Genomic DNA, 13,272 nt, shown 5'->3' with positions numbered 1-13,272 from the left:
GAGAGAAAAATGTTAGGTAACAACAAGGTAATGAAAAATTCACTGGCGCTGGCAATTGCCGCTGTTATGTCTGTTTCGCTGGCTGGCTGTTCGTCAGAAAAGAGTGATACCGTCGAAATTATCGAATCTTCTGCTGCGGTTGAGTGGCATAAGGTTTCCGCACAAAATCTTGCACCCTACCAGCAACGCGATGTGCGTGATGAAGTGTTTTACTTTGTGATGCCGGATCGTTTTGAGAATGGCGATGTTAACAATGACAATGGCTCGGCAACGAAACTGGAATCCCGTGGCGGGTTTGATCAAACCGATACCGGTTATTACCATGGCGGTGATTTGCAAGGGTTGCAAAATAAACTGCCTTATTTGCACGATATGGGAATTACCGCGATCTGGTTAACACCCATTATGCGCAACCAGGCGGTTCAGCATGATGGTAGTGGTTATCACGGTTACTGGGTCGTCGATTTTACCGAAATCGATCCGCATTTAGGAACCAATGAAGAATTAAAAACCTTGATTGAAGAAGCCCATAAGCTAAATATCAAAGTATTCTTCGACATTATCGCCAACCATACGGCAGACGTGATCAAATACAAAGAATGTCATGGCGAAGATGGTAAGCAATGGTTAGGTGAAACTGCGGGGCTATGTGATTACAAAACTCTGGCTCAGGTTGCTGCTGGTGATACCTACACACCATTCGTTGTGTCGGGGAGTGACGATATTAAGGTGCCAGCTTGGTTAAATGATAGTAAGTATTATCACAATCAGGGCGACAGTACCTGGGAAGGGGAAAGTGCCGTTTATGGCGATTTTGCCGGCCTCGATGATATCGATACCGATAACCCTTATGTGGTTCAGGGAATGATCGATATCTTTAAAGATGTGATTACTGAATTTAAACCGGACGGCTTTCGAATTGATACGGTCAAACACGTCAATATCGAGTTTTGGCAGGAATTTTCACCAGCATTGCTTGAGCATGCCAAAGCACAGGGAATTCCAAAATTCTTTATGTTTGGTGAAGTGTATTCTGCAGACCCGGAATATCTGAGTCAGTTTACCACCAAAGGAAACTTACAATCGATTCTTGATTTTGGTTTCCAAAGTGCGGTGCAGGCGACATTAGTGGATCAGCAAGGCACTGATGTGATGGCTAAGCTGTTTGCCGCCGATACGTTCTATAAAGATGCCGACTCTGACGCCAGCATGCTGGTCAATTTTACCGGTAACCATGATATGGGTCGCTTTGCATACTTATTGAAGAGCAAGCACCCACAAATGAGTGAATCAGAAGCCTTGGCTCGCATTAAGTTGTCCAATGCGATGATGTACTTTTCGCGTGGAGTTCCGGTGGTTTATTACGGAGATGAACAAGGGTTTGTGGGCGATGGTCATGATCGCGATTCTCGTCAGGACATGATGCCGTCAAAAGTGCCATCTTATAACGACGATGACCTGCTCGGCACCACCGCCACTACCGCGGATGCAAACTTTGATCAGGAGCATATTCTGTACAAAGATCTGGCGTACCTGGCAAGTATCTATCAATATCACCCAGGATTGCGCATAAGCGAACAGGAAACGCTGTATTCGCAGGATACTCCGGGTATTTTGGCGTTTACCCGTACCACCGAAACGGAACAGTATTTGGTGGTGTTTAATACCGCGTTAGAAGAGCAGAAGCAGACGTTCAAAATGCCATTCGCCGGCTATGAACCTGTGGTGATTGCTAAGGATAAAACTGAGCAGGACCGCGAAGTAAAGATTAATCTGGCACCATTAAGCTTTGCGATATATAAAGCCCAAGCTCAAGCTCAAGCCCAAGCTCAAGAAGAGTAGCGAGTTATCTTGAAATCGACGAGCACTTGCTTTGGCAAGTGCTCTGTCTTTGCTCCAAATTAGCTATTGAGAGGCTAATTTTCGAATCTTTTTTCGCTGTCGAATCGCGATAATGGTTGGGATCAAGGCAATGAACAAGCCGATGAGTAGTCCCGTGATGGTAAATCTGAGGGTTTGGCGAGTGTCGATATCATGACGATGATTCCAAAACTCAATGATTTTACCGTCTTCATTAAATTTGAGCACATTGATTATTGGCAGGCCACTACTGTCAGTCTTGAACAGTTTGCCTTTTAAAGTACTGGGCTCATAATGACTCACCCATCTTGTCGCTACCCAGTCACCTTCGGCGATTTGATAATCAATTTTCCCACTTAGTTTGCCATTTTGCCAAAACATATCAGCAATATGTTTTTGGGTGATTGCTGGCTCCGTTACGCCTTTACGCTCGCCAATGTCCCAAACCTCGTATTGTTCAGCGACGTATTTCTGATAATTGTCTGTGTTATTGGAAAACCACAAATCCTGATAAAAATCCCGGGCAATTTTCTTGTTTCGTTCCTGGAGGTCGGTAGCTTCACTGGCATTGGCGGTCAATAGCAAAGAGCACCATAAAAGTGTCATGATGGTTAGCTTTTTCATATAGCCGTCCTTATTTCTAGTATTTAACTTCCTGATAAATTGTTACTTTTTAACTTAGCATGGCACCTCAAAGTGTCAAGTTTGCTCAAATAGCGATAGACTCAACGACCAATGTATTTTTTGCAATCTTGGTGTTCGTCTTTACCCGCTGTTAACGTCGTAGGGATGCCTTGGGCTCCGGCATAAAATACTACGATTTCGGCTGGGCCATCGATGGCTGTACCTCGATGTAATGTGCGCATCACTTCCACGGCCGACTCCCCTGCTTTCATCATTGTGCTGTTACCATCAGCCGTTTCGACCAGAATTTGTCCTGATAATACATAGCCAAAGGTTGGCACTGGGTGACAGTGAAATGGTGTTTGTTGCCCAGACTCGAGTCGAAGTTTTACAGAGGTTAATTCTGCTTTCCCTTGAGGGTACGAGAAGCCTTTACCATCCCAGGATGTGCTGGTCCGCAACAATTGCTGAGCAAACGCCTGGCCACAGACAAGCCAAGAAATTGTAAATGCGAATAATAAGCTTGAAGGTGTCATCGACTTCTCGTTTGGCTGTTTGGCAATCGTTTAACTATTGCACAAATAACCAGAATTTGAGGCAGTGCAATTTTATATTTTGCATCTCAAGCGGCTTTCGATAAAACCAGTATCTTCAAATCATGCGCGATACATCAGAGTGGGATTAAGTGCAGACCGACCAAGCCTGTATTGAACGAATGTCGTAATCTAATCGAGAACTATGGGAGCGCCCTGTGTTTGCATGCAAGTTGCCGTAAATTGCTTAGGTTAGCGGCAGTCGAGCTGTGTTAATCCCTGGATAATTAACTGAGCGCAACTATCTGGATTTTCCAAAGGCAGTAAATGACCATGTTGTAAATCTTCCATAAACACCGCGTTTGGTTGGCATTGCTGCCATTGTTGCCAGATTTGCTGAGAAAAAAATACGTTAGGCTTGCCTCTTACCGCCACAGTTGGCACCGATAATTTAGATATTTCTTTTAGCATATAAGGTGGCTGCGAAAAGTTATGAGCCTCCCAGGCTTTAGGAAATCTCAATGTGACCTCGTCACCATCATCTATCACCGAATGTTCAACAAAGGCTTCAAAGCTTTTTGGGTGAAAACGTTTAAAACTGCGTCGCTGCTGGCAATATTCTCGATAACTGTTTCGACAAGGCCACCGGTCCTGCTTGTTCAGTGTGGTTTTCACTGGGTCGATGTGTTTTAACATCGAATCGGGCATCCATCGAACGGCGGTTGCCATACTGCGCTTTAACATCGCCGGCTCAATCAATACCAATGCTTTAAATAAGTCTGGTCGCATGTTGGCAGCATAAATAGTAGAACTGGCACCAAGTGAGTGCCCCACCGCGATGATGGGTTGTTGGTAATGTTGCTCAATAAATGCGATCAAATCTCTTGCGTAGACATGCCATTCCCGTGTTTTTGGTGGGGTACCAATATTCGGCCAGACCGCGCGGGAATCGAGCGCAGATACACTAAATGACTGGGTTAAAGCCTCAATAAATGGCTGATAGGTGATACTGGAAAATCCATTGGCGTGATAAAAATGCAGATCCGGGCCATTGCCACCGTAAAACTGGTAACTGGCGTTTTCAGGTAATGCGGGAAAGGATTTTGGATCAGAAAAAGTCACTGTGCGATATCTCGTCCGGCTAAACGAGGAATCATGGTAACGGCAAACTGGCCGATAAAGCAAATGCTCATCTGACCAGTTTTTTGATTAAACCGATAATTTAAACTGGGAGATGGCGATAAGCGCATTTTTATCAGTGAGTTATCGATATGCCTGAGCATTAACAATGATTATTTGTTCGCTATATCCAAAGCCCCACTCGGTGCGATCATCTATCGAAACATCGGCAAGGAAACGTGTCCCGGATATTTGCTGTTTAGCGTTTATAATTGCCTGCTGGGTAGAAGGGGCATCGCCCATGGGAATCAAATATAAAATCCATCTCTGCCTTGACTCGCCTTGTACCTCACCGAGAAAGTGAGCCGCTTTATCTGGATTGGCGATATAGCTAGAGCTAACAAAAATTCCTGGATTTGCAGTCGAGCACCCGTATAGGAAAACCGCAAAAACCAGTTGCATAATAACCAATCGCTTCATGTTCAGACCAATCACTCGCAACCAGAGTCAATGCCAGCGAGTTCCAGATGAGGTAACTATTCGGTGGCATAATTATAGTTCAATGGATTGATGTTGGAGGAGGTGCTCTGAAATTTCAAGGCCGGTTCAGTAACTACATCGCCGACCTTGATTGGTATTAACTCAGCGCTTTGGGCTTGATCTCACCCACTCGCATCCAGGCGATGGCAGAAATCAATAAACTCACCGCACTGATGATAAAAATCAGGCCTTTATCGTCTGCTTGCGAAACTGCCAGGCCAACACCAAGGCTCACCACTAATTGTGGGATCACAACCGACAAATTAAATAGCCCCATGTAACTTCCCATTCGAGATTGATCGATTTTCTCTGACATAATGGCAAATGCTAATGAGATCACCGCCGACCAACCTATGCCCAAAAACGCCATTAAGCCATACAGCATATATTCATTGTCGCCAAACAGAACGACGCCGAAATAGCCTACCGCCATGGTTGCGATACATACGGTATGCACACGCACCAGACCATATGAACGGGTAAGTGGCAACAGCACCAAAGCTGGCAGAATAGCAGCGACACCATTGAGTACCAAAAAGCTTAAATTGATGATTTTACCCAATTCATCATCGCCGATGCCTGGCATCTTGTCCTGCAAAAAGGCAAACAAAAATACGAACATGGATTGAATACCAATCCAGCTGAATGAATGCGCGGCCAATACTTTGCGAAAACCAATACGATTGGCCTCTTGTTCACTTTTGCCCTGTTCTGATGGGATTAAGGTGATGAATACAAAATACGCGGTCAAAATAAGACAGGCGATTTCTACCCAGTAGTGGTCGGTTTGGATGCCTGCAAGCTTTATAAATAGCGCATAAACATCGTAAATTAAAAAGCCCCAAAGCGGTTTGATGTTAATCAGGATTTCTTTAAAGCCAATGGCCGCTTTTTCGCTACCGTCTGCACTTTCCGTCAGCTCTTTTGGCTCAGTAATGAAAAAGGGTGGAACCACCGCCAGTAAAAATACGAGCGCCGCGCCGAGATAGATAAGCACATAGTTACCTAAAGTAGCGCCGATGGCATAGGCCATCATCCCAAACGTGCCGGAAATTAATTGCATCCAGGTGTAACCCTGAGTGCGTTGTTCGCCCTGTGGGGTGACGTCGGCAATGATCGAACGGGTTGGATTCATACTGACGTTAATCGATAAATCCAAGGTCAGGGCGATAACAATGGCGATCCCTAAAAGGCCATCCATGTCTAAGGCTGTGGAGACAATCTCGATATTGGGCAAGGCGAGTAACATCATCCCGGCAAGTACACCACCAACAATGATAAATGGTCGGCGACGACCGCCCCAAAACCACACCTTATCGCTGATGATGCCAATGATCACCTGCCCTAAAATACCCGCAATTGGACCAGCGGCCCAGACTAGGCCAACTTCATGAATATCCAACCCGTATTGAGTATTAAGCAGCCAGCTTAATGCGGCTATCTGAATAGAAAGGGCAAATCCCATCGCCGTTGATGGCAGGCTGAGCAGGACATAAAACGACCGGCTTAGGTTTTTTTGCATGGTTAACATGGAAGGCTCACTTGTTGTTCTTTCCTGTGCGTATCGAAATTTATGTTTATTATTTTGGCGTAATTGCGATTCGGCGCCGCTTGTCTTGTCGATACTGCTCAGATGAATGTCATAACCATTCTTTGCGCAAATCGACCGCACTATGAATGAATATTGTTAATGTATAAGTGAGCAAACTACGTGGTCAAGTGAGCGCTGACAAATTATTGCATACGTATTCATCACGATACCGCTGAATCGCGATGATTTTAATCGCTTATCGCCCTGCAAATGTATCACACTGGCTGATATCGCCACTTTCAAAACCGCGTTTAAACCAGGCAACGCGCTGCGCTGAAGTACCGTGGGTAAAACTATCTGGAGTCACGCGCCCGGTGGCTTGTTTTTGCAATCGGTCATCACCGATGGCCGACGCTGCAACCAGAGCTTCATTCAAATCACCGGAATCCAGCATGTGCCGTTCGGTGTTGGCATGGTAACCCCAAACGCCCGCATAGCAGTCTGCCTGCAGTTCCAGTTTCACTGACATTTTATTGCCTTCAACCTTTGAGCCTGTTTGTTGAACGCGATGCACTTTATCCGAGGTACCGAGAATATTTTGCACATGATGACCAATTTCGTGAGCAATGACGTAGGCCTGAGCAAAATCTCCCGGGGCGCCATGGCGATTTTTCAAATCTTCATAAAACGATAAATCAATATATACCTGCTCATCGCCAGGGCAGTAAAACGGTCCAACGGCGGCGCTGGCCATGCCGCAAGCAGAATTCACCTGACTGGTGAACAGGATGAGTTTTGGTTCACGATAGGTGATACCACGAGGTTCTAGGATACTGTGCCAGGTTTGTTCGGTATCGGCGAGTATCACTGAAACGAAATCTCCCATACGTTCTTGCTCAGGGGTGAGTTGTGCCGGTTCTTGCGAACCACCACCGGAGGAAAGCCCCGGGGCCACATCGACCCCAAGAAAACGACTACCAAAGAACACTACAGCACCAACAATTAATAAAGTGCGCCCTAATTTACTGCGGATCAAAAAAGGCAGGAAACGGAATAATAAGGCACCAATCCCTGCGCCAGCAGCCACCTGCTGACCTCGTCTGTCTTCGACATTACTGCTTTTACGTTTATCTTCCCAGCGCATACTTTACCTCCACAGCTGTCCTAAAAATTTAGCAGTTGTGAACGAGGGGGCAAGTAAATGCATTAAATAGTGACGCAGGGAAAAGTAAAGTCGCGGCAAGGTTGTTTTTAATGAAAATTATTATCATTTGCATTTAGCAATTCAAATTGTGTCTCTTATAGTTAGAAATGTTTCGATATTAATTTGGTGCACGTCGTTTTTCGTCCTCAGCTGTTATTGGCGATCAAGCATTGGTGATTCAGCTATGGGGTAATTTATGGCAATTTCTCGCGCAATTTTATATGTTTTAGCTCTTCCAGGAATAACTTTTCTTTCAACATTTACTCAAGCTCAAGATGATTCTCTTGAGTATCTTTCCAGTCTAAATAAAGGGGTTATCGAGCATTGTGATGACAGTCTGGATTATGGAGATTTCATCGATATCTTTATCTGCGGCGATGAGTTATTCGGGTTTAGTTTCAATGCCCTTGACGGAGGCGGTATGAATGTTGGTGATGGCGGGCGATACACTCGCGTCCCAAGAGCGGATTTATTCAATTGGTCTAATACGCTTCCCCGGCGTAAAACTGGCCCCAATGCTTCTGCCTGTAGCGATTGCCATGCAGGTACCAATATTATTGGGGGAGGCGGTAATGGCGGAGGTGCAGATGTATTCAATGCCATTCGCGATCCCTTCCACACCAATCAACCAGGACTTTTTATCCAGCGCAACACTACCCACCTATTTGGGATGGCGGGTTTACAACTGCTGGCGGAAGAAATGACCAATGAGCTGCAGCAGCAAGTTGCTCAAACCGTAGCCATGGTTTGTGAATCGGGTGCGCAGGCTCAATCTGAACTGAGCGCCAAAGGGATGGACTTTGGTACTGTCCTTGTTTCACCACCCTGCGACACGCCAGTGATCGATGTACAAAGCCAAGGGGTCAAAGACGACCTGATTGTTCGTCCTTTTCAATGGAAAGGTAGTGAACTCAATGTACGTAATTTTTCCCGGGATGCTTTTCACAATGAACTTGGAATGGATCCTGTTGAACTTACCGGAGATGATATTGACGGTGATTTTGATGGTGTGATTAATGAGATTTCCATTGATGATGTTACTGCCATGGTGATTTATCTCGCCGCCCAGCCTCGCCCCACGAGCTTGATCGAGCTTGATGAATTGCGCCAAACCCTGCAAGGGCGTCGCTATCGTGGTGCCGGGGGGGCACAACTGGCGGAAGAATTGATGCTGCCGCATTTAACAGGACCGCAACGACGAGAGATCAAACGCGGTGAACGCTTATTCAATTCAATGGAATGTAGCGCTTGTCACAAACCATCGATGACCATTGAAAAGAACTTTGTATTTAGTGAGCCGAGCAACAACCCGCTTTATCGCGATGCTACCTTCCCAGCGGGTCAGCAAGGGTTAGAGCCCCATGATGCGGTACGTTTTGATATCCGTCGCGATCAGCCGGATAATCGTATTATTCTCAATGACTCATTAGTGAAACACTTAGGTGCTTTTGAAAGTGATGAGTCGGGCAAGGTCATAGTGCGCCTTTATGGCGACTTAAAGCTTCATGATATGGGACCTGAGCTTGCCGAAAACATCGATGAAACGGGTACCGGGGCATCGGTTTGGATGACGAAAGAATTATGGGGTGTTGGCAGTACGGCGCCGTATCTTCATGACGGTCGAGCGACGACATTAGAAGAAGCGATTCTGGCGCACGGAGGCGAAGCAGAGTCTTCAAAACTCAACTATACTCGGTTGAATGATGCAAATCGCAAAGCCATCCTCTCGTTTTTAGATAATTTGGTATTGTATTTACCAGCGGAAGATGAATAGCTTAGCCGGCGCTGGTTTTTCTGGCGCCACTTTTAGTATGAATTAGCCGCATTCGGTTTAGTGTGGTACATATGAGAAGTAATCAGCAGTTGTTGTACGAGGTTATGTATCGCACACCTTCACCTTTTCCATGCTACCCGCGCTCTGATCTGCACTCGATAACATTATTTCTGTATATTTCTGATCCGGTGATTTTATCATTCAAGCGTTATCGCTTTCACTTTAGGACTTTAACCAGGTCCACGCCTGCTCAAGCTCTTCATGGGTAAAATGACTTTCATCGATATTGACGACCTTAGCAAATAAGGCATCGACTTTCACCAACCACTCCCAAACCTTAGAGTCGGATACAACAGCAACCTTGTCTATATGCTTCATATTGTGAAACACCCATTTGATATCCTGCCAACCGGCTTTTAAACCCCAGCCAGCACCATCATCAAGTTGCAGCAATAGGCTTACATTGTCATATTGCATTACTCTTTTATCCAGCTCTTTTAGCCACTTTTGCTCTTCGCCTATTCCTACGGTACCGGAAAGCTTTACGCCAAAATACTTACCTTCACTTTGCGCTAATTCTTCAACCATGATTTATCTCGAATCGGATATTGTGATTCAAGTATAGGATCCCCTATCTAGGTGTCACGGCCTTGGGTATATTGAGGTAAGGAATCGAGAATCCGGTACCAGGGTACTTTTGACTTGGTATAAACATGGGCATTGGGTTGAGGTATGTGCTGCGTCGCGACGTTGGTGAGGTCTAATGCAGGCAAGGCAATTTCCAGAGATTGCTCGTTGCCTTGTGTGGCGGATTGAAAAGTGAGGCTGGAGCCGCATTGCCGGCAAAATTGTCGTACTGTGCCATTGTCTGCGGTATAGGCGGATAGCAGTTCTTTACCCTGCAACCAGGTTAGATGTTCAAGTTTTACCGGAACGAATGTACTAAAGGCAGCGCCATGAAATTTTTGACACATGCTGCAGTGACAATGGCCGATTTGATCGCCCACGTCGCGAATTTGAAAGACTATCGCCTGACACAAGCAACTCCCTTGAAGTAACATTAATCCACCCTAGCCAATTGACTTTTTGACGATATCTCGTTGATTTAAATTAACTAATGCATTTATGTCAATGGCTTGGGTAAATTCTATTAGGGATTATCACCTTATCCACCAGTAGTTCGCAATGCCCACCAGGTAAGCAACAAGCCTGCGGCAATGCCAAGCATAAATAGACCCCACAGGGAGCCAACATTAGTCTCATCACCAAACTTATCGGAGATTTTTAATGCTCGGATAAAGATGGCAATACCAGAAAAACCGCCGAGCAATAGTAAACAGACACCGACAACAAGAACAATTATTTGAAAACTAGTCATGACTCACCTTAATCCACATCAAATTCACGAACACCCTTACGGGTGCGGCATTCTTCAACATAAGTACGCAGTTGCTCGCGGATTTCTTCAGCATTATCAATGGCGCGAATCGTGACCTTAGGATGGGTGCGATCCGAGGTGGCCATTTCAATATTACTTTTTGAAAACATGCGCAGAAAAAACGGTTGATCCAGGCGATAATCACGAATTCGATAAAGTTCTAATTCGTCCACCTCTTTATTGAAAACCCCATGATGAGTGCGCAGACGCTGTGTGGTGAGCTCATACTTCATGTTTTTCACCTGAAGCCACTTCCAGAGCATAATAAACAAAGGAATTACCAACCAGAAAAATAGTCCTAATAGGATATACGACCCCAAATTGATCACCTGCGAGGGGGTGCCTCGCCAGACTTCTTGCTCTTCAGCCATTATCTCTCTCCAACCCACCAAGACTTATTCGAAAACCTGAGGTGGGCGCTCAGCTTCGAAAACAAAGACCAATAAACGATTGGTTCAGGTCTCCTGACCGGGTGTCAAAAACGTCTTGGATAATGACGGCAACCATGCTGGCGACGACTTTTTCTGGACAGCGGAATCTGCTACAGAATTGTCATAACTAATTAGTATTGTTGCCAATTCGCCTAGGCGCAAGGCTATCAAAATGAAATATGCGAGAATACAGAAAATCAAATCCGCAAATTGGATGCTTGGAATTTAAATGCTCAAAGAGATATATTATTGACCCTATGGCAAATCATCGAATGGAAACAGCAATGTCTGATAACTGCTTGTTATCTCTTTATTTACTGTGAATTATGAGGTTGCAAATTGTACCGTTGAACACCAAAGAATTTTTATTTTTAGCCTTTGGTTTTTTGTGGAATATTGGTAATTAACCATGGCACTATAGGAGTCCAATTTATATTCCGGTTTAGATAACGAGTTCGATGCTGACACTATTACCTCGCACCTTACGACAAAAAATCGCGATTTTTGTCATTCCAATACTAAGCATCAGTGCCTGCGCAAACGGACCTGACACTGCAACAACTCAGCCTTATTTACCGATGCCGGCATCTGCGCTAAATCAAATTGCCGAGCAAGCACTCGAGCGGTTCTATGCGCCGGGTATGGCTATCGCCGTGGTCCATCGTGGTGATGTGGTGCATCTTAAAGGGTACGGTCTTCGTGATTATCAGGCACCAGATAATGTTGATGAAAACACCTTGTTTCGTCTCGCATCTACGTCGAAAGCCTTTACATCTGCGGCGCTGGCGATTCTCGTTGACGAAGGGAAGATTCGCTGGGACGACAAAGTGATTGACCATATTCCGGAATTTCAGATGCAGGATCATTGGGTCAGTGGGGAATTTACCATTAAGGATTTGCTTACTCATCGCAGTGGCTTGGTAAGTGGTGCCGGCGATAGTATGTTATGGCCTGAACCCAGCGGCTTTAGCCGTGAAGAAATCATCAATAACCTGAAGTTTTTAACCCCAAAAAGCAGTTTTCGCAGTCAATATGCCTACAGTAATGTGTTTTATATTACCGCCGGAGAGATTGTTGAGCGCATTTCAGGACAAACCTATGAAGACTTTGTTGAACAGCGCATTTTCGCCCCTCTTGCTATGAACTGCTTTGCCGGGGATATACCATCCAGTGCCATGAAAAACATTGCCCGCCCCCATGGCGATATCGACGGCGATGTCTATGCCATTGATCGTAACGGCATCAAAGGCTCCGCAACTGTCTCTGCGGCGGCTGGCGGTTTAGTGTGCAACGTTTCCGGCATGAGTCAGTGGATTAAAATGCTACTCAATAACGGTAAAACCGAGCAGGGAGAGCAAATTTTTTCACCACGCCAATTACAAATGATGTGGCGTTCGCAAACCATTCTGCCATTGTCCGGCCTGGAAAAGCGCCGCAATCAGGGGAACTTTAAAACCTATGCATTGGGTTGGCGAAAAAACGATATGTATGGCGAAGAAGTGATCTCCCACACCGGAACGTTATCGGGGATGCAGGCTTACCTGGCATTGGTTCCTGAACATGAACTTGGGGTTATTATCCTCAATAATGGTTCTAACGGCTCGCTTCGTGGCGCTATGATGCAGGAAATATTAAGCGCGTATTTAAATCCGCAAGATACTACCGACTGGATTGCAGACTATTACCGAGAACAACAAATAGCTGAGCAAAAATATCTGGCAAATGTTTCCGTGCCGCAAGGTTCAGGTTCTGTGCTGCTTGCACCAACTGCATATACCGGAGACTTTCAGGATGCCTGGTATGGTGATGTGAAAATCAGCTCTACAGACTTAAACGACCAAGAAAGCGATTTAACAATTCAGTTTGCTAAAATGGTCAATCTTGCCGGGACATTAACCCCCTTTGACCAGCATGCCTTTGTGATTAATTTTGATGACCGGAATGCGGCTTCACCGGCTTTGATTGAATTTTCAGTTGATTTGCAAGAACAGGTCACCGGTTTTACGTTAAGGCCTTTTAGCAACAAACTTCGCGATAATCACCCATATCGGGATATGCACTTCATTCGCCAACGGGAAAGCAATGACTAAATGGTTGTCGGATTCCTGCAAGGTCAGGAATAACCAAAGGCACAACGTTTATACCACCAATCATCAGGCACAAAAAAGGCGACATATGTCGCCTTTAGAATCGGTTCGATGTGGCAAACGCAGCGTTT

At 45.4% G+C, this 13,272-nt stretch carries 13 protein-coding genes; 3 read left to right on the top strand and 10 right to left on the bottom strand.

All coding sequences use genetic code 11. The annotated features are described in order from the left end of the window. The first annotated feature begins 9 nt into the window (after positions 1 to 9). Complete coding sequence (locus tag FE810_RS08530) at positions 10 to 1,842, top strand: alpha-amylase family glycosyl hydrolase (RefSeq protein WP_246036998.1); 1,833 nt, start codon at positions 10 to 12, stop codon at positions 1,840 to 1,842. Between the two features lie 63 nt (positions 1,843 to 1,905). Here the strand turns inward: FE810_RS08530 and FE810_RS08525 are convergent, their stop codons facing one another. The 6 genes from FE810_RS08525 to ypfJ form a co-directional block, all read right to left on the bottom strand. Continuing rightward, entirely contained in the window at positions 1,906 to 2,484 is a 579-nt protein-coding gene (locus tag FE810_RS08525) for an ester cyclase (RefSeq protein ID WP_138319626.1), read from the bottom strand. 101 nt (positions 2,485 to 2,585) lie between these two features. Continuing rightward, positions 2,586 to 3,020: a cupin domain-containing protein gene (locus tag FE810_RS08520; protein ID WP_138319625.1), complete on the bottom strand. Its 435-nt coding sequence runs from the start codon at positions 3,018 to 3,020 to the stop codon at positions 2,586 to 2,588. Between the two features lie 249 nt (positions 3,021 to 3,269). Beyond that, the gene (locus tag FE810_RS08515) at positions 3,270 to 4,139 is read right to left on the bottom strand and encodes an alpha/beta fold hydrolase (protein ID WP_171022311.1); all 870 of its coding nucleotides are present in this window, start codon (positions 4,137 to 4,139) and stop codon (positions 3,270 to 3,272) included. 141 nt (positions 4,140 to 4,280) lie between these two features. Further along, entirely contained in the window at positions 4,281 to 4,616 is a 336-nt protein-coding gene (locus FE810_RS08510; RefSeq protein WP_246036996.1) for a hypothetical protein, read from the bottom strand. Positions 4,617 to 4,773: 157 nt separating this feature from the next. Next, on the bottom strand, positions 4,774 to 6,207 hold the full coding sequence (locus FE810_RS08505) for an MFS transporter (protein WP_138319623.1): 1,434 nt from the start codon (positions 6,205 to 6,207) through the stop codon (positions 4,774 to 4,776). A gap of 256 nt (positions 6,208 to 6,463) precedes the next feature. Beyond that, positions 6,464 to 7,351, bottom strand: coding sequence for a KPN_02809 family neutral zinc metallopeptidase (gene ypfJ, locus FE810_RS08500; RefSeq protein WP_138319622.1), 888 nt, complete (start codon positions 7,349 to 7,351; stop codon positions 6,464 to 6,466). Between the two features lie 256 nt (positions 7,352 to 7,607). On the opposite strand from ypfJ, the gene FE810_RS08495 reads away from it, so the two are divergent. Next, positions 7,608 to 9,185, top strand: a complete 1,578-nt coding sequence (locus FE810_RS08495) for a di-heme oxidoredictase family protein (RefSeq protein ID WP_138319621.1) — start codon at positions 7,608 to 7,610, stop codon at positions 9,183 to 9,185. Between the two features lie 222 nt (positions 9,186 to 9,407). Here the strand turns inward: FE810_RS08495 and FE810_RS08490 are convergent, their stop codons facing one another. From FE810_RS08490 to FE810_RS08475, 4 genes are all read right to left on the bottom strand, one after another. Further along, positions 9,408 to 9,773 (bottom strand): SpoIIAA family protein, encoded by a 366-nt coding sequence (locus FE810_RS08490; RefSeq protein ID WP_138319620.1) that lies wholly within the window; start codon positions 9,771 to 9,773, stop codon positions 9,408 to 9,410. A 47-nt stretch (positions 9,774 to 9,820) separates the two neighbouring features. Further along, on the bottom strand, positions 9,821 to 10,246 hold the full coding sequence (locus FE810_RS08485; protein WP_138319619.1) for a GFA family protein: 426 nt from the start codon (positions 10,244 to 10,246) through the stop codon (positions 9,821 to 9,823). 104 nt (positions 10,247 to 10,350) lie between these two features. After that, complete coding sequence (locus FE810_RS08480; protein ID WP_138319618.1) at positions 10,351 to 10,563, bottom strand: hypothetical protein; 213 nt, start codon at positions 10,561 to 10,563, stop codon at positions 10,351 to 10,353. Between the two features lie 8 nt (positions 10,564 to 10,571). Next, positions 10,572 to 10,994: a PH domain-containing protein gene (locus FE810_RS08475; protein WP_138319617.1), complete on the bottom strand. Its 423-nt coding sequence runs from the start codon at positions 10,992 to 10,994 to the stop codon at positions 10,572 to 10,574. Positions 10,995 to 11,512: 518 nt separating this feature from the next. Here FE810_RS08475 and FE810_RS08470 point away from each other — a divergent pair. Continuing rightward, positions 11,513 to 13,144, top strand: a complete 1,632-nt coding sequence (locus FE810_RS08470) for a serine hydrolase (RefSeq protein WP_138319616.1) — start codon at positions 11,513 to 11,515, stop codon at positions 13,142 to 13,144. Positions 13,145 to 13,272: the final 128 nt, after the last annotated feature.

Source organism: Thalassotalea litorea, assembly GCF_005843925.1.
In the GTDB taxonomy this organism is placed as follows: domain Bacteria; phylum Pseudomonadota; class Gammaproteobacteria; order Enterobacterales; family Alteromonadaceae; genus Thalassotalea_A; species Thalassotalea_A litorea_A.
Note: the sequence above shows the minus strand (reverse complement) of the source record. Positions and strands in the feature narration are given on the sequence as shown.

What these genes read in the sequence shown, in the direction of transcription:
- FE810_RS08505 (WP_138319623.1), bottom strand. Translation starts at nt 6,207, where the DNA reads ATGTTAACCATGCAAAAAAACCTAAGCCGGTCGTTTTATGTCCTGCTC.
- FE810_RS08520 (WP_138319625.1), bottom strand. Translation starts at nt 3,020, where the DNA reads ATGACACCTTCAAGCTTATTATTCGCATTTACAATTTCTTGGCTTGTC.
- FE810_RS08530 (WP_246036998.1), top strand. Translation starts at nt 10, where the DNA reads ATGTTAGGTAACAACAAGGTAATGAAAAATTCACTGGCGCTGGCAATT.
- FE810_RS08485 (WP_138319619.1), bottom strand. Translation starts at nt 10,246, where the DNA reads ATGTTACTTCAAGGGAGTTGCTTGTGTCAGGCGATAGTCTTTCAAATT.
- ypfJ (WP_138319622.1), bottom strand. Translation starts at nt 7,351, where the DNA reads ATGCGCTGGGAAGATAAACGTAAAAGCAGTAATGTCGAAGACAGACGA.
- FE810_RS08470 (WP_138319616.1), top strand. Translation starts at nt 11,513, where the DNA reads ATGCTGACACTATTACCTCGCACCTTACGACAAAAAATCGCGATTTTT.
- FE810_RS08475 (WP_138319617.1), bottom strand. Translation starts at nt 10,994, where the DNA reads ATGGCTGAAGAGCAAGAAGTCTGGCGAGGCACCCCCTCGCAGGTGATC.
- FE810_RS08490 (WP_138319620.1), bottom strand. Translation starts at nt 9,773, where the DNA reads ATGGTTGAAGAATTAGCGCAAAGTGAAGGTAAGTATTTTGGCGTAAAG.
- FE810_RS08525 (WP_138319626.1), bottom strand. Translation starts at nt 2,484, where the DNA reads ATGAAAAAGCTAACCATCATGACACTTTTATGGTGCTCTTTGCTATTG.
- FE810_RS08510 (WP_246036996.1), bottom strand. Translation starts at nt 4,616, where the DNA reads ATGAAGCGATTGGTTATTATGCAACTGGTTTTTGCGGTTTTCCTATAC.
- FE810_RS08480 (WP_138319618.1), bottom strand. Translation starts at nt 10,563, where the DNA reads ATGACTAGTTTTCAAATAATTGTTCTTGTTGTCGGTGTCTGTTTACTA.
- FE810_RS08495 (WP_138319621.1), top strand. Translation starts at nt 7,608, where the DNA reads ATGGCAATTTCTCGCGCAATTTTATATGTTTTAGCTCTTCCAGGAATA.